The 16,273-nt window shown below is 42.6% G+C and carries 17 protein-coding genes; 5 read left to right on the forward strand and 12 right to left on the reverse strand.

Translation table 11 applies throughout. From position 1 onward, the window contains the following. Positions 1 to 428 precede the first annotated feature (428 nt). Positions 429 to 1,844, forward strand: coding sequence for a M10 family metallopeptidase C-terminal domain-containing protein (locus PL9631_RS24695; RefSeq protein ID WP_156090698.1), 1,416 nt, complete (start codon positions 429 to 431; stop codon positions 1,842 to 1,844). A gap of 91 nt (positions 1,845 to 1,935) precedes the next feature. Here the strand turns inward: PL9631_RS24695 and PL9631_RS24700 are convergent, their stop codons facing one another. From PL9631_RS24700 to PL9631_RS24725, 7 genes are all read right to left on the reverse strand, one after another. Then, positions 1,936 to 2,616, reverse strand: coding sequence for a tetratricopeptide repeat protein (locus PL9631_RS24700; RefSeq protein ID WP_231516850.1), 681 nt, complete (start codon positions 2,614 to 2,616; stop codon positions 1,936 to 1,938). A gap of 41 nt (positions 2,617 to 2,657) precedes the next feature. Then, on the reverse strand, positions 2,658 to 3,740 hold the full coding sequence (locus tag PL9631_RS24705; RefSeq protein WP_083624576.1) for an ATP-dependent 6-phosphofructokinase: 1,083 nt from the start codon (positions 3,738 to 3,740) through the stop codon (positions 2,658 to 2,660). A 120-nt stretch (positions 3,741 to 3,860) separates the two neighbouring features. Continuing rightward, on the reverse strand, positions 3,861 to 4,415 hold the full coding sequence (locus PL9631_RS24710; RefSeq protein WP_083624577.1) for a Uma2 family endonuclease: 555 nt from the start codon (positions 4,413 to 4,415) through the stop codon (positions 3,861 to 3,863). A 54-nt stretch (positions 4,416 to 4,469) separates the two neighbouring features. Then, positions 4,470 to 5,318, reverse strand: a complete 849-nt coding sequence (locus PL9631_RS24715) for a DUF2726 domain-containing protein (RefSeq protein WP_083624579.1) — start codon at positions 5,316 to 5,318, stop codon at positions 4,470 to 4,472. Between the two features lie 80 nt (positions 5,319 to 5,398). After that, positions 5,399 to 5,626 carry a hypothetical protein gene (locus tag PL9631_RS26365; protein ID WP_197046499.1) on the reverse strand — a complete coding sequence of 76 codons (228 nt, stop codon included), beginning with the start codon at positions 5,624 to 5,626 and terminating at the stop codon, positions 5,399 to 5,401. A gap of 48 nt (positions 5,627 to 5,674) precedes the next feature. Then, complete coding sequence (locus PL9631_RS24720; protein ID WP_197046500.1) at positions 5,675 to 6,343, reverse strand: S1 family peptidase; 669 nt, start codon at positions 6,341 to 6,343, stop codon at positions 5,675 to 5,677. A 150-nt stretch (positions 6,344 to 6,493) separates the two neighbouring features. Then, positions 6,494 to 8,335: a DUF1565 domain-containing protein gene (locus PL9631_RS24725; protein WP_197046501.1), complete on the reverse strand. Its 1,842-nt coding sequence runs from the start codon at positions 8,333 to 8,335 to the stop codon at positions 6,494 to 6,496. A 296-nt stretch (positions 8,336 to 8,631) separates the two neighbouring features. On the opposite strand from PL9631_RS24725, the gene PL9631_RS24730 reads away from it, so the two are divergent. Both PL9631_RS24730 and thiS read left to right on the forward strand, forming a co-directional pair. Continuing rightward, on the forward strand, positions 8,632 to 9,702 hold the full coding sequence (locus PL9631_RS24730) for a thiamine phosphate synthase (RefSeq protein ID WP_083624581.1): 1,071 nt from the start codon (positions 8,632 to 8,634) through the stop codon (positions 9,700 to 9,702). Positions 9,703 to 9,718: 16 nt separating this feature from the next. Continuing rightward, positions 9,719 to 9,934, forward strand: a complete 216-nt coding sequence (gene thiS, locus PL9631_RS24735; protein ID WP_083624582.1) for a sulfur carrier protein ThiS — start codon at positions 9,719 to 9,721, stop codon at positions 9,932 to 9,934. Positions 9,935 to 9,943: 9 nt separating this feature from the next. Here thiS and PL9631_RS24740 read toward each other — a convergent pair whose 3' ends face one another. The 4 genes from PL9631_RS24740 to murC all read right to left on the reverse strand — a co-directional run bounded on the left by PL9631_RS24740 (position 9,944) and on the right by murC (position 13,670). Next, a complete protein-coding gene (locus PL9631_RS24740) occupies positions 9,944 to 10,423 on the reverse strand; it encodes a low molecular weight protein-tyrosine-phosphatase (protein ID WP_083624584.1) in 480 nt (159 codons plus the stop codon). Positions 10,424 to 10,572: 149 nt separating this feature from the next. Next, a complete protein-coding gene (locus tag PL9631_RS24745) occupies positions 10,573 to 10,920 on the reverse strand; it encodes a YbaB/EbfC family nucleoid-associated protein (protein WP_083624585.1) in 348 nt (115 codons plus the stop codon). Between the two features lie 139 nt (positions 10,921 to 11,059). Then, a complete protein-coding gene (gene murB, locus PL9631_RS24750) occupies positions 11,060 to 12,022 on the reverse strand; it encodes a UDP-N-acetylmuramate dehydrogenase (RefSeq protein WP_083624587.1) in 963 nt (320 codons plus the stop codon). Positions 12,023 to 12,074: 52 nt separating this feature from the next. Then, positions 12,075 to 13,670, reverse strand: coding sequence for a UDP-N-acetylmuramate--L-alanine ligase (murC, locus tag PL9631_RS24755; protein WP_083624588.1), 1,596 nt, complete (start codon positions 13,668 to 13,670; stop codon positions 12,075 to 12,077). A gap of 363 nt (positions 13,671 to 14,033) precedes the next feature. On the opposite strand from murC, the gene thrC reads away from it, so the two are divergent. Further along, positions 14,034 to 15,338, forward strand: coding sequence for a threonine synthase (thrC, locus tag PL9631_RS24760; RefSeq protein WP_083624590.1), 1,305 nt, complete (start codon positions 14,034 to 14,036; stop codon positions 15,336 to 15,338). A 118-nt stretch (positions 15,339 to 15,456) separates the two neighbouring features. After that, positions 15,457 to 15,732 carry a MoaD/ThiS family protein gene (locus PL9631_RS24765; protein ID WP_083624591.1) on the forward strand — a complete coding sequence of 92 codons (276 nt, stop codon included), beginning with the start codon at positions 15,457 to 15,459 and terminating at the stop codon, positions 15,730 to 15,732. 89 nt (positions 15,733 to 15,821) lie between these two features. Here the strand turns inward: PL9631_RS24765 and PL9631_RS24770 are convergent. Further along, positions 15,822 to 16,273, reverse strand: a 452-nt coding sequence (locus PL9631_RS24770) for a hypothetical protein (protein WP_197046502.1), incomplete at its 5' end; no start/stop codon positions are given.

Below are 16,273 nucleotides of genomic sequence, written 5' to 3' on the forward strand. Positions count from 1 at the left end.
CATATCTAGTAGGGGCGAACGGCCGTTCGCCCCTACAGATGGTGTATAATTGGGTATTCTGCGTAAGTCCTAATAGAGTTATAAATTACAATAGTTTAACGAGGAATTAATTGAAATCTGGGTATGGGTGTTGCTCTGAAATATAACCTGAGATTAAATATATTTACTCAATAGTTCGGACAGTTTTTAGAGAAACGGCTGAAACCTTTATTGTATCGTTAGCGATCTTGGCGTCCGAAACCCGCATTTTACCGTTTCCTCTTAAAAAGTGTCCGAAGTATTGTTTACTTAAAATTCTAATCAATTAAAATCATGTTAAATTTTAGTGAATAAAAATCATGTTAAATTTTATCAAAAAATTGATATTTTATGACTAATTCTTGATAAATTATAAATTACTTGTGGAAAAAGAATTTTTTAAGGCTCTCATGATACCAACAAATGATGTGAGAATTGATGCCCTTGTGGGTAGTAATCCTACTAATCAAGGACAACCGTTGAAATGGAATGTTACTCCTGGGGGAACCCTAACCTATAGTTTTGTGACCAATGCGGAAGCAAGCGCTTACGAAACAGCACTTGATGAAACAGGAATTCAAGAAGTTGATGAAGGAACAAAGAATCAAGTTCGTCAAATCATGCAGACCGTTTATGGAACTGTTCTACCCATAAACTTTGTCGAAGATTTATCCGGTCAAGGTAATCTTCGGATTATGTTGGGGGATTTAACCAATAGTCCTGATGCGGCTGCTTATGCTCTTGGAGATTTAGCCGACCCAAATGATTTTCAGGCTGTAGTTTTGAAAAAAGGAGAAGAATATAACTTTGGGAATCTCCCCGGCAGCTTTGAATATTCAACCCTGATTCATGAACTCGGTCATGCGCTGGGTTTAGAACACCCTGGTAATTACAATGCGGGAGAAAAAGATCCGACTCCACTCCCACCAGGACGAGTTGTTTTACCCTTTGAACAAGACAATTCTCGAAATACAATTATGTCCTATAATCCGGGTAGCGCCACGGAAGGGGACGTAGCAGCAGCGGAACCTCAAACGTTAATGCCATACGATATTTTAGCCTTGCAGTTTTTGTATGGGGCTAAAGATAATAATAGTGGCAATGATGTTTATACCTTCAACGATACGAACTTTAAACAGGTTGCCACGATTTGGGATAGTGGTGGTATTGATACAGTCGATTTTTCCGGTTTATCTGCGGATGAAGTCTATACCTTGCGGTTAGCTCCTGGACTACCTTTTACCACCCAAGCCGCCCTCAAGGGATTAGACTATAGGTTAGAACCGTCCCAAGGAGCACCGGAAGGGGCTACCTATCAAACAGATACCTTTGGAACATATACGTCCTTTACAACCGAAATTGAAAACTTAATTGGAACCGCAGGCCAAGATGAAATTCTAGGCAACCGTTTTAACAATAGTATTCAATCAGGAGAGGGGAACGATCTGGTTTATGGCGGAAAAGGGGGTGATATTCTCGATGCGGGCATAGGAAACGATACGATTTATGCGGGTCGAGAAGCCGATCAAATCAATGGCGGTGAAGGCGATGATATCATTTTCGGTGACCGCGATAATGATACGATTACCGGAGGTGGAGGCAATGATCGCTTTATTCTCGCCCCGGGTTTGGGAACTGATACCATTACTGATTTTATTCAAGGTTCCGATCAATTGGCTTTATCAGGAGGGTTAACCTTTGCACAATTAGCCATTGTTCCCCAAGCAGGGGGAAGCACCGTACAAATTACTGGAACCGGGGAAATTATCGCGGTTCTCTCAGGTGCCACCGTAGCATTAGGTGCGTCTGATTTTACCTTAGCTTAAAAACTCAAGCCTTTTAATCTACCATCACCACCCCAAAAATATAATTAATCAGGGAAGCTATTGATAAATAATTTCCGCTCAAAGGGTGGTGTTAAAACTCAATACCGAATTTTATCTTTTGATGAACAACTGCTAAATTCCACATATAATCATCAATTTCATATTCAGTTGCAGCTTGATTAATATAGGTTTTAGCCAGTTCTATATTTTGTTCGGCTTCATAATATAATCCTAAGTAAAGATGACTATAAAAATTCCCTTGTTTTCCTTGTTTTTGCCCAATTTTTAATAAATCTTCCGGGGTACAATTTCCCGCAAAGAGATCATAAACACTTCTCAAAACCGGACGCGGATCATTTTTAACCGGAAGTAGGGTATTTTTAGCGACTTCAACTCCTTGAAATTGGGCAATACATAAATAACGCCAAACTGTTTCCTCAACATCTTGGGAATTAACGGTTAAATCGATTTCAAATTGTTCTGCACCGAGTTGATATTGTTCGGCATAATAATAGGATAATCCCCGTTGCCAAAGATAGGGTTTAATACTAGGGTCTAGTTGTTCGGCGTGATCAAAATCTTGAATAGATTCGGCAATTTTTGCTAATTTAAAATAAACCATTCCCCGTTGAATATATCCCCGAATATCATTAGGATGGGAATGGAAGTATTTAGTCCAGTAGTTGAGTTGTTGTTCTAAGGAAAGAGACATATTTGATGAATATTTTAGATGATTATAAACAAGAATATAACCCCTGTAGAGACGTGCCATATAACCCCTGTAGAGACGTTCCATGGAACGTCTCTACAGAATTAATTCCCTAAACAAATCCCCATACTTTGGGCTGTTTCTACTAAAATATCATCAGCATTAACTGCACGATATTGGGCGATCGCATCCAAAATCGGAATACTCGACACACTACGATCTCGCCAAACAACAACCTGATCATAATTCTCCTCAAGAATCAAATCCACCGCCGCCACCCCAAAGGCAGAAGCAATAATTCGATCAATGGGTGAAGGAGTTCCCCCCCGTTGAATATGACCCAGAACAGTAACGCGCGTTTCTGCCCCACTGCGATCGCAAATCTCATCTGCGAGATATTGTCCAATGCCCCCTAAACGAGCCTGTCCCATGCGATTAATCATCGTTACAGGTTCTCCCGTTTCCGTTTTAACCGCCTCTGCAACCACGACTAAACAATAGTTTTTCCCTTGTTTTTGTCGTTCTGCAATATGCTGACAAATGCTATCCAAACTATAAGGAAGTTCAGGAATCAGAATAATATCCGCACCGCCGGCTATTCCCGCATGGAGGGCAATATGTCCCGCATCTCGGCCCATCACCTCTAAAATCATCACGCGACTATGACTAGCTGCGGTAAAATGCAGGCGATCTAGGGCTTCGGTGGCAATATCAACAGCCGTACTAAACCCAATAGATAAATCCGTGCTACCCACGTCATTATCAATAGTTTTAGGAATCCCAATCAAATTAATATTTCCCTGTTGGGCAATGCGTCGCAAAATCGCTAAACTGCCATCGCCACCAATACCAATTAAAGCATTCAGTCCTAAGAGATTATAGCCTTCGATAATCTCCTCAGAGCGATCGAGCAAACTTCCATCCGGCATCGGAAAGGCAAAGGGATCACCCTTATTGGTGGTTCCCAAAATTGTACCCCCGGCGGTGAGAATATTATCGACTTTATCAATAGTCAGAGGAACACTGTTCACGGGACGACACATTAACCCTTGGGTAGCTTCTCGAATACCGAAGACCTCCCACCCCAAGATTCCTGCCGCCCGATAAACCACAGCCCGAATTGCTGCGTTTAAACCTGCACAGTCTCCCCCACTGGTTAAAATACCAATGCGTTTGTGTTCTACCATATTTGGCGAATTCTGGATTTACAGATGCAAATTTTAGATTACATCCGATTGGTAAATGATCGATAAATCTTTGCTCATCTTTAATATTTTAATTAGGAATCGACGGGCATAATACCCGAATCAATCTGCTAAAATCATGGCTTCAACCGGAATCTGGAGATTGGGAAAGGCCAGAGGTGTAACTGCACCTTCGGTTAAGGTGATCTTTGATCCATATTCCCCATCCCGGGGATCACGATAAATAATCAGTTCCCGACGCTGTAGGTTAACTAACCAATATTCCGAGATTCCCGCTTCCGCATAGATCCGGTATTTAACCGTTGAGTCTTTTTCTAGGCTGGAGTTGGAGTATTCGATCACCCAGAAAATATTCTCAGGATAGGGATGATGGTTGAGATATTCTCGCCCCAAACGTTCCACAATAGCAATATCGGGTTCGGGTTCGGAGTCGTTGGGCAGGGTAATGGGTTTGGCAGGACGAACTAGGGCCCGATTTCCCAGTAAACGGCTCAGATAATCTCCTGCTTCAGTGCTGAAATAGGCGTGCGGTTCTCCTTCTGGGGACATTTGAATAATTTCTCCATGTAGCAGTTCAACGGGGCGATCATCGAGTAGACCCATTTCGACGATGCGGTGATAGTCGTCCAGTTTCCATTTTGCGATCGATAGTGTCATCTTGATCAACTATTAGGAGTGGGTATTTTTAAGATAGCGGATTTAAGTTCCCTATTATACTATCTCTTTTATCAATTTCATAAATTCGCTCCTTCCTTGATTATCTGATATTTTTCTAATTCTATAAAGTTTTTGTCCTGCTAAACCAAAAATCTTGTCTTTATAATTGTCCCTTTTTTGTTGTTCAAATGAATCATGATAAGAGCTATCTAACTCGAAGAATTTAGTCGGTTTATAGTTATTATGCTGATCGAATACTACACAATCAATAATTCCTCTAAAGAAAAAACTTCTCTCCTCTTGAGATAAACCGTTCTTAATTTTTTCAAAGTCAATAACGCAACTTAGTGCAACGTTCGGATAAACAACGAACATCTGAAATACCTCTCTAACCCCCATAAAAAACTCAATCTCTTGATTTGACTTGAAAAGACTTGTCGTGCAGTTAACACTGGCTATATCTCTATTCTGTGTAACCCTGATTTGGTTGCTTTGGGAATGCTCTAAAACTTTTGGCAATGACTCTTGATGAAGGTTTATAATCTCAGCGCATATCTCATTTTTAGGGCAAAGTTTAGCATATTCGTATGCTTTTTTCCCAAATCCTTGTTTGCTGTATAGTTTCACTAATTCAACAACAATTCTGCAAGATCTATCCTTAGATAATTTATAAATTCTACCTTTGTCAAGTAAAAGAATATTCTCTAAAACAGATTGAATATTATCGTTTTCAATACCTTTGTCTAACTCCTCAAAAAATTCATCTTCAAATGTCTTGACTGCTCTCATTACTAATTCATCTGAGGATGCAGATTTAGAATACTGATAAACAAGTTCTAGCAATTCAGACCATTGCTTGTGAAACGTTAGTTTATAAATACGCTCGTAGTCAATATTCGTCACTATGTATTTTTTCCTAAAATTAAAAGATGACAGAATTATTTTAACAAAATAAGTACCTAGTCAAAATTAATTACTCATTCTCAAATCCAAAAAGCTTTATTTAGCATCAAAATAGGTTTGAAATCTAATATTTTTTGCGATTTAACAACAAAACCAAGGTTGTTCGGTATGTTTGACAAGCTGATTGGAATCTGCTGGAGTGGGACATCTATTATCTTTATTTCTCCCTTTGCAATATGCTGTGGGCCAGCAAAAAGTGCGCCAAGCAAAATAATACGATTAAGGAATGAAAAATAAATAACTTGCACAATTAAACCCTGGAAACCTTGATATACCGTAAACTATTGCTCAATTAGTCACCTTATTGGTTTTTCATTCCTAACACCCATGTATGTATTTCCTCGGGCATCAGTATAACCACCCTGATTAAAGACTAGCACTGGACTTCCACTTGAACCGGGAAAGCAAGCGCAATCAATTACAAATACTGGAAGCCCATTGTAATTATATTTTGGGCTTGTTGCTGTAATACCTTTTCTGATGATTGGCATATTGTTTTTTTCATCCCAAATACCGTTGGGGTAGCCAATCATCGTTATGTCTTCTAAGCCGGATAGATCATTTAGCTGTTGTTTTGATGGAATATGACTTTCTTCAAGTGACGGGGTAAAAAATCGAATCTTATTTGCCTCGGCATGAAGCAAAAGCGGAGCAATTGCAAAAATAGCCAGATCAACGTCAGTTTCTGGGTGTTTTATCCATTTATTTTCAAAGTCATCGATCTCAATTTTCTCATAAGCTCCAATGATTGGTTGATCATTAGTATCCACCTTGGTTAGCACAAAAGTACCTTTAACACTCCCTTTGATGACGTGCTTATTGGTGACGATAACAGGGATATGCGTTTGATCATCAATTCGGAATCTAAAGAAAAAGCCTGTGCCAGTAGACACATCCCCGGATGCCAATAAACACTCAAGGCGCACTGTTGTGTGCATCAATTTTTCTGCATCTGTAAGCGACATCAAACTTCCTTATCAACAATAGGAGTGGGTATTTTTAAGATAACTGATTAGAGTGTGATCGCTATTCTTGTTTCTGTTGTAAATCAATTCAGGGCTATAAGCAGAAAGAAAGAAAAATTCTAATTTTTTGTCTTACACCTCCCTTTTAAATTAATTCATCATCTCAATTTTGGCCCGTAACCCACTGCGGGTTAACTGTTGTAATAAAGAATTTGCCCGATATTGATCTCGAAACGCCCCCGCTTGCACCACAGAGCGGCCCTGTATCACCGTTCTAAAGGCTTCGGGGACAACCGACCGGATGCGGCGAAGGTCGTTGTCACTACTGCCCTCCACGACCACCCGATACCGCAATCCCAAGGCCGTCGGACTCAGAGGCACACCCCCTTGGTTCCCACTCGCCACCTCATTCGGTAGTAAACCTCCTCCTGACCCAATCGGAATATTCGGCCCAGGAACGGATAAAACCCCGATGGCTGCGACGGAATTGGGGGCGACAGTTTGGGGCGGTTGAGTAATAGCCTGGGGGGTTTGGCGGGGTTGGGTACGAGGAGGAGTGGGAACCGAAGCCGGACGCCCTAAAATCAAATCAGAAACTATTGGCACTAATAATCCCACCACCTGTTCACCGGGGCGCTGGGGTCTGGGGGTCGGTTGGGGAGAACGACTAGGGGGTAGCGGCGGTAAACCAGAAGATTCAGGGGGGGGAACCGGAATCGGAATCCCGGTGGCGGGAGATCGAACGGGAAGGGGAATTGGGTTTGCTGTATTCGATTCTGGGAGATAGACCGGAAGGGAAGAAGTCTGATTAATCGGCGTCAGGATCGTAGGATTATTCCCCACCACCGTCACCCCGGAAGCATCGGGCGGGCGCGATAGCTGACGGGCTAAAGGAGAAGACCCCACCAGAGAAGTCTGACCGGGTGAAAGTTGAATCGCCCCAATAATTTTGTTGGATGCCAATTGATTCCCGTAAGCCAGAATTTGCTGTCCCTTCGTGCCATTATTCAGATCATAGCGACCATTATTCCGAATCACGTTCCCCCCAGGTTCTTGGGTATTACCTAAATCCGGTAAAGCTTCTGCGATCGCCACAATTCCATCCCGTTGATTGCGTTCAATTTGATTATTTCTTAAAATTGGTCGGGCATTGGCTTGAATCACAATCCCATCTTTATTATCAAAAACCCGATTTCCAATCAAAAATGGGGCGGCATTTTGAGCAATATTAATCCCAAATCCTGTATTTTGAAACTCGTTATTTCTAATTTCCGGCCGAGAATTACCATAAATAGTAATCCCATTCGCCCCATTTTGAATAAAAGAATTATCTTGAATAATTGCCGCACTAATTCCTACAATAGAAATCCCATCATGGCTATTCCCAGTAAACGTATTTTGAGAGACAATTAAAGAACTCGATTCAATCCAAAGTCCATAACCGCGCTGATTTGGATTCGTAATCGTTACGCCACTAATTCTGGAGCTATTCGCACCCAAGATTGTAATATTTTGTTGGGCTGAAGTCTTGCTGGTGTACCAACCGCCCCCACTAATTATAATATCTTTTCCCTTGGTACTGGGATTTCCCTGAAGGGTTACACTATTATGCAAAATAATCGGAAATTGTTCCCCGGTTTGGCTACTATAGGTTCCCGGTGCTAACACAATTGCCGTATTTGAGGGAGCCATACTAACAGCCTTGGTAATCGTTTTGAACGGGGATTGTTGCGTCCCTTGTCCCCCATCATTTCCCGTGATCGGACTCACATAAATCACCGGAATTGAACGATTAGTTGTCGCTGGTGCAGTTGGTTGATTTTTGGGGGGAATAGCTAACCCGCCGATCGGATTAAACAATCCTAATCCCAAACTGATGAATAAAAATGGAGAAAAATATCGCATTACCATTAATGAAAATGGAGCCGTTAATGCGATCGCAGTTCGGGAAACAGATAAACGGAGTTGGGGAATATCAGATAACCTTGTCATTGCAGGGGAGGAGTACTGATAGTAATTAACCACCCCGTTGTTGTGGCTAGAGCGCATCTTGTTATTGATTGTGGATGGGCCAAAAGCACCAGAACGGGGATCTGAAATTAAGCAAGTCTGACGGACTGAAATTAGTTTAAAATATCAGTTGCGTTAAACCAGAACTGATTCTATCTTAAATTTAAGATTTTGGCCATTAAGAATTTTAAACTGTGTTCACACGCGCCCAGCATGAAAATCGAATTGGGGAAATTGTACCTCAAATCCAGAAAAATTAAACCTTACAGGCACCGTGAATGGATCAACAATATACTCCCCTAGCACAACCGATCCTATATCGGATTTTAGATGCTAACTTAGACCGCACCCGGGAGGGGTTAAGAATTATTGAGGAATGGTGTCGGTTTGGGTTAAATAGCGGAGAACTCGCAGAAGAATGTAAACATCTCCGCCAAGAAATTGCCCGTTGGCATACCATGACCCTACGTTCCTATCGTAATACAACCGATGATCCTGGAACTGAATTAACCCATCCCCAAGAGGAACAACGGTCAGGAATTGAACAACTGTTACAAGCCAATTTTTGCCGGGTACAAGAAGCCTTAAGAGTGCTCGAAGAATACGGGAAATTATATCATCCCGACATGGGCAGTACATTTAAACAAATGCGCTATCAAGTTTATACCTTAGAAAGCCGTTTACTTGCCCATCAGCGCCATAAGGTTTTACAAAATTCCTATCTCTATTTAGTCACATCCCCGGGGGAAAAATTATTCGCTATTGTCGAAGCGGCGTTACAAGGAGGATTAACTTTAGTTCAATATCGGGATAAAAATTCTAATGATGAAACCCGATTAAAAATCGCCCAAAAATTATGTCAACTCTGTCATCGCTATGATGCGTTATTTCTGATTAATGATCGAGTCGATCTTGCCGTGGCCGTTGATGCCGATGGAGTCCATTTAGGTCAGGACGATATCCCGATTCAATTAGCTAGACAAGTCCTGGGCCCTCAACGATTAATTGGTCGTTCCACCCATAGTCCAGAAGACATGAAACGAGCTATTCAAGAAGGTGCAGATTATATAGGTGTGGGCCCGGTTTACGAAACTCCCACCAAGGCTGGAAAAGCTGCCGCAGGCTTAGAATATGTCAGTCATGCAGTTAAAAATTCTACTGTTCCTTGGTTTGCCATTGGTGGCATTGATATGAATAATTTTGATGATGTCATGGCAACGGGTTGCGAGCGAGTTGCGGTGGTTCGTTCGATTATGAATGCCGAACAACCTACTTTAGTTACCCAATATTTTCTATCCCAATTACATCGGGTTAGAAACCTCCGATCTCACAAAGTTTTACCCAGTTAATCCCGAAAAAATTAGCATGACAGAAACAATTACGCTCAAAGTTAATGGGGAATTAAAAACCTGTGATTCGGGATTAAAACTTCCCGATTTTTTAAAACAACAAGGTTTAAATCCCCGTTTAATTGCTGTAGAATATAATGGTGAAATTCTCCATCATCAATTTTGGGGAATCACTGAAATTCAACCCGGAGATATTTTAGAAATTGTGACGATTGTTGGCGGGGGAATCTGAATGGAAAGATTATAATTTTTGGTCTTTAATAACTGACTCTAATAATCCCTCACAGGAATCTAATAATAAATCAATCACTTGATTAAATCCTTCCGTCCCTCCATAGTAGGGATCGGGAACTTCTTTCAGGGAATGATGGCGACAAAACTCGCACATCAATTTAACCTGGTGACGATATTTTCCTAACGGATCAAGACGGATAATATTATCATAATTTTCCTGATCCATCGCTAAAATTAAATCAAATTGTTCAAAATCCTCTGGCTTAAATTGACGGGCTTTTCCCGCCATTTTAATTCCCCTTTGGTTAGCCGTTTGAGTCATGCGTCGGTCGGGAGAACTGCCAATATGGTAACTCGATGTTCCCGCAGAGTCACACACAATGCGATCGGTCAAATTTGCCTGATCAATTAAATGATTCATAATATTTTCCGCTGCCGGAGAACGGCAAATATTACCGAGACAAACAAATAACAATTTGTAGGGCATAATTGAAAAATTTAACTAAAAATATTTAACCCCCAAAACCTCAGCCAGCGAGGACGCTGGCACTGCCTTGTTTGAGGTTTTTTAAGGTGTAGTTAGAAGGGAGGTTTCCCAGTTTCTGTTGCGTCTTCCCCCCTAATATGGTTTCTGGTTTAACCTAACCCGGGTAAATTTAACCCCCCAGTCAGTTCCTCCATGCGTTCGCGCATCGTAGCAGTGGAGTTACCATAAGCTTCCTGCATGGCAACCAGAACTAGATCGGATAGCACTTCCGCCCCCTCGCCTAAAACATCCGGTGAAATTTCGACCCGACGGGGTTCTTGGTTTCCACTAAGGTATACCTTAACTAAGCCACCTCCGGCTTCCCCTACAATTTCTAACTGATCCAGGTCTTCTTGGAGCTTTTTCGCCCCTTCTTGAACTTGCTGGGCTTTTTTAAACGCCTCAGCCAGTTCCTTCATTTTGCCCAGACCAAAACCAAATCCTTTTTCTTGTGTCATAGTTTGTTCATCTAGCGCGGAAAACGCCTTGTATATTGAGTGAAGTTAACGCCATATAAGTCACCTATACTAGCATTTTTGGGCGGATCAACTGCGTTTTGGGGCGAGAGATTGTCCCTACCCCGCTGTGCGTCACAAATCAACACCCGGGAAAATCACCCATAATTTTAACTTCCGGTTCTAATAAAAATGACCAACGCTGTTCAACTTGTTCTTGAACGTGACGAATTAACGAAAAAATATCACTGGCCGTGGCCCCACCACAATTAAGAATAAAATTAGCATGGCGTTCGGCCACCTGAGCTTGACCGATGCTGTAACCTTTTAAACCCGTTTGTTCAATCAACCAGCCCGCCGTTTTTAGACCCGGGTTACGGAACACGCTACCACAACTGGGTAGGTGATAGGGTTGGCTATTGCGACGTCGATTAAAATGGGCGGTTGTATCTGCGAGAACCTGTTGAGGGTCATGACCGGGTTCTAACTGCAAAGTGGCTTGAGTCACAAATCGATCGCCACCTTGCAAAATTGAGGTGCGATAGCGATAGGCTAAATCTTCCGGGGTTAAAATCTGTAATTCCCCAGACTTGGATAGGACATGGGTATGGACTAAAATTTCTGCGGTGCAGGATTTGTGGGCTCCGGCATTCATCACCACCGCCCCCCCCATGGTTCCGGGGATTCCCACGGCCCATTCTAGTCCCCGCCATCCTAAACGAGCGGCTTTCCAAGCTAAACGGGGCAGGGAGGTTCCAGCCCCAGCCGTCAGGAGTCCGGTTTCCGAATCAAAGTCAACGTGACGCAGGTGACGAGTGGCAATCACTAATCCAGATAACCCCTGATCACTAATTAATAAATTTGATCCCGCCCCCAGGAGGGTGATCGGTAATCCTTGGTTATCGGCCCATAAGAGCGTTTCTTGAAGTTGTTCTACCCCCTTGGGTGCGACGTACCACTCGGCAGGCCCTCCCACGCGAAAGGACGTGAATGTGGTTAAAGGAACTAAAGATTGAATTAAACAGTCCGTTTCGGGTAGGGCTATGGAGCGTGGCTCAGAGCGGTTTGTTTGACTGAGGGAGTCATAAGAAAGTGTCATGACCATATCAAAATGAATACCTTAGAACTTGGATATAAAATCACCGATTGCATATGCCTTATTCCCTCAAGTGGGAGAAGCAACCTGCCTCAGTCCCCACCCTGTCCTGGGAACTTTGATAAAATGCCATCACCTCTGGGATAATTTTATTGAGGTTACCAGCACCAAGAAATAGGGCTAAATCACCGGGATGTAGGAGTTGAGCTAAACTTGCCTTCACGGCATCCATCGAGGGCTGATACAACACTTGAGGATGGTAATGACCAATCAAGTCTGCGACTTTCTGGCCATTAATATCCCAGCTATTCGGTTCTCCGGCACTATAAATTTCGGTCAGAATCACCACATCGGCGTCGGTAAAACACTGAGCGAAGTCTTGAAGAAAGGCATGAGTTCGACTATAGCGATGGGGTTGAAAAATAGCAACAATCCGTTGAAGGTGAGGTTCGGTGTTTAAGGCACTATCTTGCATCCGCAGGCGGGCAGCGGCGAGGGTGGCGCGGATTTCACTGGGATGATGGGCATAATCGTCCACAAACAGGATGTCATTAAAACACCCTCGATGCTCAAAACGACGTTTGGCTCCTTCAAAGTCTGCTAATGTCGAGGCTATGACGGAAAATTCTATCCCTAACTCCCGTCCTACCGCGATCGCAGCTAAGGCATTACTGAGATTATGTTGCCCGAGCAACTGTAACTCCAGCGTCCCGAGGAAATGGCCTCGCTCCCAAACGGGGGCTAAAATGCCATTGGCACGATATTCAACATCCTTAACGGTGTAATCGGCATGGGAGTCAGGATTTAAACTGTAGGTGATCCCAGGTTGGATTTGCTCCTTGACCGTTGCACAATCGATACAACCCACTAAGGTTTTACAGTTGTTCTCAAAGACTTTGAAGGTGTTGATCACCTGTTCTAAGCTTTCATAGTGATCGGGATGGTCTAACTCAATATTGGTAATCACACCAATTTGGGCTTTAATTTTGACCAGGGAGCCATCGGATTCATCGGCTTCAGCCACCATATAGGGCCCCTGACCCACCCGAGCATTTCCCTCCCAAGCATTGACCTCTCCCCCGATTAATATGGTGGGATCAAGACCTGCCCCGAGCAACATCATGGCAATCATGCTACTGGTGGTGGTTTTGCCGTGGGTTCCAGCTACAGCAATACTTTGATAGTCTTGAATTAAGGCGGCCAGTAAATCGGAACGATGAAAAATCGGACACCCTAACTCTTGAGCGGCTTGATATTCCAAATTTTCCGCACTAATGGCGGTCGAACAAATAACTTGAGGTAATTCCATCCCCAGGGTGTTCTGTCCCTTACCATTTAAACTTTCGACCTTTACCCCCGCTAGGGCAGTTTTCACGCCATTTTGAACGGCGGATAATTCTAGTTCTGTTGCAGAACTTGGCTTTTGATTCCCTTGATTTTGGGATTGTTTGACATACTCAAAATTGCTTGCCTCTTGATGGCAAAAAATTTGGGCGCCTAAATCTTGAAGGCGTTGAGTAATATGGCTGCGTTGAATATCCGAGCCATAAATAGGTAGCTTTCGCTTCGCTAGGATATAGGCTAGGGCTGACATTCCAATCCCGCCGATCCCGATAAAGTGAAAAGGCCTGCCACTGAAATCTACAGAAATTGGCATTAATTACTCCTCATCACACCACACCACACCAATAACACGCGATATCATATCAATAATTGCTTTTTACCGATACTCCCCAAGCCACATTTTTCAGATGGCATTTTGCGCTAATATCTTTAGATTTTAGGCAAATTGAGTCTGATCAGTAGTTGTATACTATATACCCCTAGGCTTATAAATCACCGGATTCTGACTGAATCAATCAAGGGATTCAGGAGACGGAGCGGTGAACCCTAAACTTAGCACTGTGTCAACCCAGTTTTAATCCCGACAAAAAAGGTCGGGTATTGTTGACGACATTTTTGGGATTGTGATAACTTAATTTCAACATCGCAGTATCAGATTCACAGTGGAGGACAGGTCATGACTCAGGCAACAACCAACAACTTAGCACTCACCGGCGCTACCTTTGACAAATTAAAGTGCAAAGAGTGTGGGGAAGAATACGCTCCCGAAGCCAAGCACGTTTGTGAAGTCTGTTTTGGCCCCCTGGAAGTCCAGTACAACTATGACCTGCTCCGCCAAACCGTCACCCGCGCTACGATTGAAGCTGGCCCTAACTCCATTTGGCGTTATCGGAAGTTCCTGCCTGTGGCTACTGAGAATGTGATTGATGTCGGCACTGGAATGACTCCCCTGATTAAGTCAGAACGGTTAGCCCGTCGCCTGGGTTTAAAGAATCTGTATATCAAAAACGATGCTGTGAATATGCCCACCCTGAGCTTCAAAGATCGGGTGGTATCCGTTGCCTTAAGTCGCGCCAGAGAATTAGGATTTTCCACGGTTTCCTGTGCTAGTACCGGAAATTTGGCCAACTCCACGGCCGCCATTGCTGCCCGAGCGGGTCTGGACTGCTGCGTGTTCATTCCAGCAGATTTAGAAGCGGGTAAAATCCTGGGAACTTTAATCTACAACCCGATTTTAATGGCCGTTAAAGGCAATTATGATCAAGTCAACCGCCTCTGTTCAGAAGTGGCTAATACCCACGGCTGGGGATTTGTGAATATTAACCTGCGTCCCTACTATTCCGAAGGTTCAAAAACCTTGGGTTATGAAGTCATCGAACAACTGGGCTGGAAATTACCTGACCATATTGTGGCCCCCATTGCTTCGGGTTCCCTATTCACTAAAATTCATAAAGGCTTCCAAGAATTTGTCAAAGTAGGTTTAGTTGATGACAAACCCGTGCGTTTTAGTGGAGCCCAAGCCGAAGGCTGTTCTCCTGTGGCTACGGCGTTTAAAGAAGGACGGGATTTTATTACTCCAGTTAAACCGAATACTATTGCTAAATCCATTGCTATTGGCAACCCCGCCGATGGTGTTTATGCGGTGGAATTAGCCAACAAAACCAACGGAAATATTGAATCCGTCAATGATGAAGAAGTGATTCAAGGCATGAAATTATTAGCCGAAACCGAAGGTATTTTTACAGAAACCGCCGGGGGAACAACTATTGCAGTTTTGAAAAAATTGGTAGAAGCGGGTAAAATCGATCCTGAAGAAACCACCGTTGTTTATATTACTGGAAATGGCTTAAAAACTCAAGAAGCCATCCAAGGTTATGTCGGTGAACCCCTAACCATCGAACCGAAATTGGAAAGTTTTGAACGAGCAATTGAACGCGCTCGCACTTTAGACCGTCTGGAATGGCAACAAGTGTTAGTGTAGGTGCGGGTTGTTTTAGATATTTGCTAATTACCTAAATCTAGTAAACCTGCCCGTACTAAAATAGCTGAACAACGTTTATCCTTAACCCCAACTGTTAATTTATTGTCCTGTTGAACCTATGACCGTTAAAGTTTTAATTCCCACACCCCTGCAAAAGTTTACTAATAATCAAGCAACAATTGAGTGTGCAGGTTCTAGCGTTTCCGAATTAATTGATTCCTTAGAAGTTAGTTGTCCAGGGATTAAAAAAAGTCTCTGTGATGATAGTGGTGAACCCCGGAGATTCTTGAATTTCTATGTGAATAGTGAAGATATTCGTTTCCTGGAAGGAACCAAAACCGAACTGAAGTCTGGAGATGAAGTTAGTATTGTTCCGGCGGTTGCTGGTGGTTGATTCAGTTGAAATATTAATAGAAATTTTCCGAGGACATGGTTGAACACCATGTCTTTATTTTTTATAATTAAAATTAGAGATTTCTATGTTCATGCCGATTGATATTCCTCAAAATCATTAAAGCGTAACCTGACAAATAAACCCTCACAAAACTGTTGAACATAATTGTTAAAAGAATCTGAACTTAACACATCCGTCATCTGCATCGACCATTGATTTAAACCCACAACTAAATTAATAATTTCAGATTTTTCAGTCTCATCCATGAGTTTATGGTGATAGTTTGAATGGGAAATCGTTTCTAAATTTCCCAAAACGGTTTGGCAAAAATAGATAATTTTATCCAAATAAAAACGAATCCGATTTAACGCCCAACTATCAAAATGGGCTTGATTCATTCGGGTAATCATCCGATGACAACTGGTTTCTAAACATTGAGCCGCATCCTGTATAAGCGCGATATATTTCGAGGGAGACTGAGATGTTTTTTTCTGTGGGCTCAGGGAAACTTGTAATAAATAAGATGAAGATGTGATAATAG

This window comes from Planktothrix paucivesiculata PCC 9631, from assembly GCF_900009265.2.
Taxonomy (GTDB): domain Bacteria; phylum Cyanobacteriota; class Cyanobacteriia; order Cyanobacteriales; family Microcoleaceae; genus Planktothrix; species Planktothrix paucivesiculata.

Coding starts and splice junctions, on each gene's coding strand:
- thrC (WP_083624590.1), top strand. CDS start 14,034: ATGACTCAGGCAACAACCAACAACTTAGCACTCACCGGCGCTACCTTT.
- PL9631_RS24700 (WP_231516850.1), bottom strand. CDS start 2,616: ATGGCACGTCTCTACAGGGGTTATATTCTTGTTTATAATCATCTAAAA.
- PL9631_RS24745 (WP_083624585.1), bottom strand. CDS start 10,920: ATGACACAAGAAAAAGGATTTGGTTTTGGTCTGGGCAAAATGAAGGAA.
- PL9631_RS24765 (WP_083624591.1), top strand. CDS start 15,457: ATGACCGTTAAAGTTTTAATTCCCACACCCCTGCAAAAGTTTACTAAT.
- thiS (WP_083624582.1), top strand. CDS start 9,719: ATGACAGAAACAATTACGCTCAAAGTTAATGGGGAATTAAAAACCTGT.
- PL9631_RS24705 (WP_083624576.1), bottom strand. CDS start 3,740: ATGGTAGAACACAAACGCATTGGTATTTTAACCAGTGGGGGAGACTGT.
- murB (WP_083624587.1), bottom strand. CDS start 12,022: ATGGTCATGACACTTTCTTATGACTCCCTCAGTCAAACAAACCGCTCT.
- murC (WP_083624588.1), bottom strand. CDS start 13,670: ATGCCAATTTCTGTAGATTTCAGTGGCAGGCCTTTTCACTTTATCGGG.
- PL9631_RS24740 (WP_083624584.1), bottom strand. CDS start 10,423: ATGCCCTACAAATTGTTATTTGTTTGTCTCGGTAATATTTGCCGTTCT.
- PL9631_RS24695 (WP_156090698.1), top strand. CDS start 429: ATGATACCAACAAATGATGTGAGAATTGATGCCCTTGTGGGTAGTAAT.
- PL9631_RS24725 (WP_197046501.1), bottom strand. CDS start 8,335: ATGACAAGGTTATCTGATATTCCCCAACTCCGTTTATCTGTTTCCCGA.
- PL9631_RS24730 (WP_083624581.1), top strand. CDS start 8,632: ATGGATCAACAATATACTCCCCTAGCACAACCGATCCTATATCGGATT.
- PL9631_RS24710 (WP_083624577.1), bottom strand. CDS start 4,415: ATGACACTATCGATCGCAAAATGGAAACTGGACGACTATCACCGCATC.
- PL9631_RS24720 (WP_197046500.1), bottom strand. CDS start 6,343: ATGTCGCTTACAGATGCAGAAAAATTGATGCACACAACAGTGCGCCTT.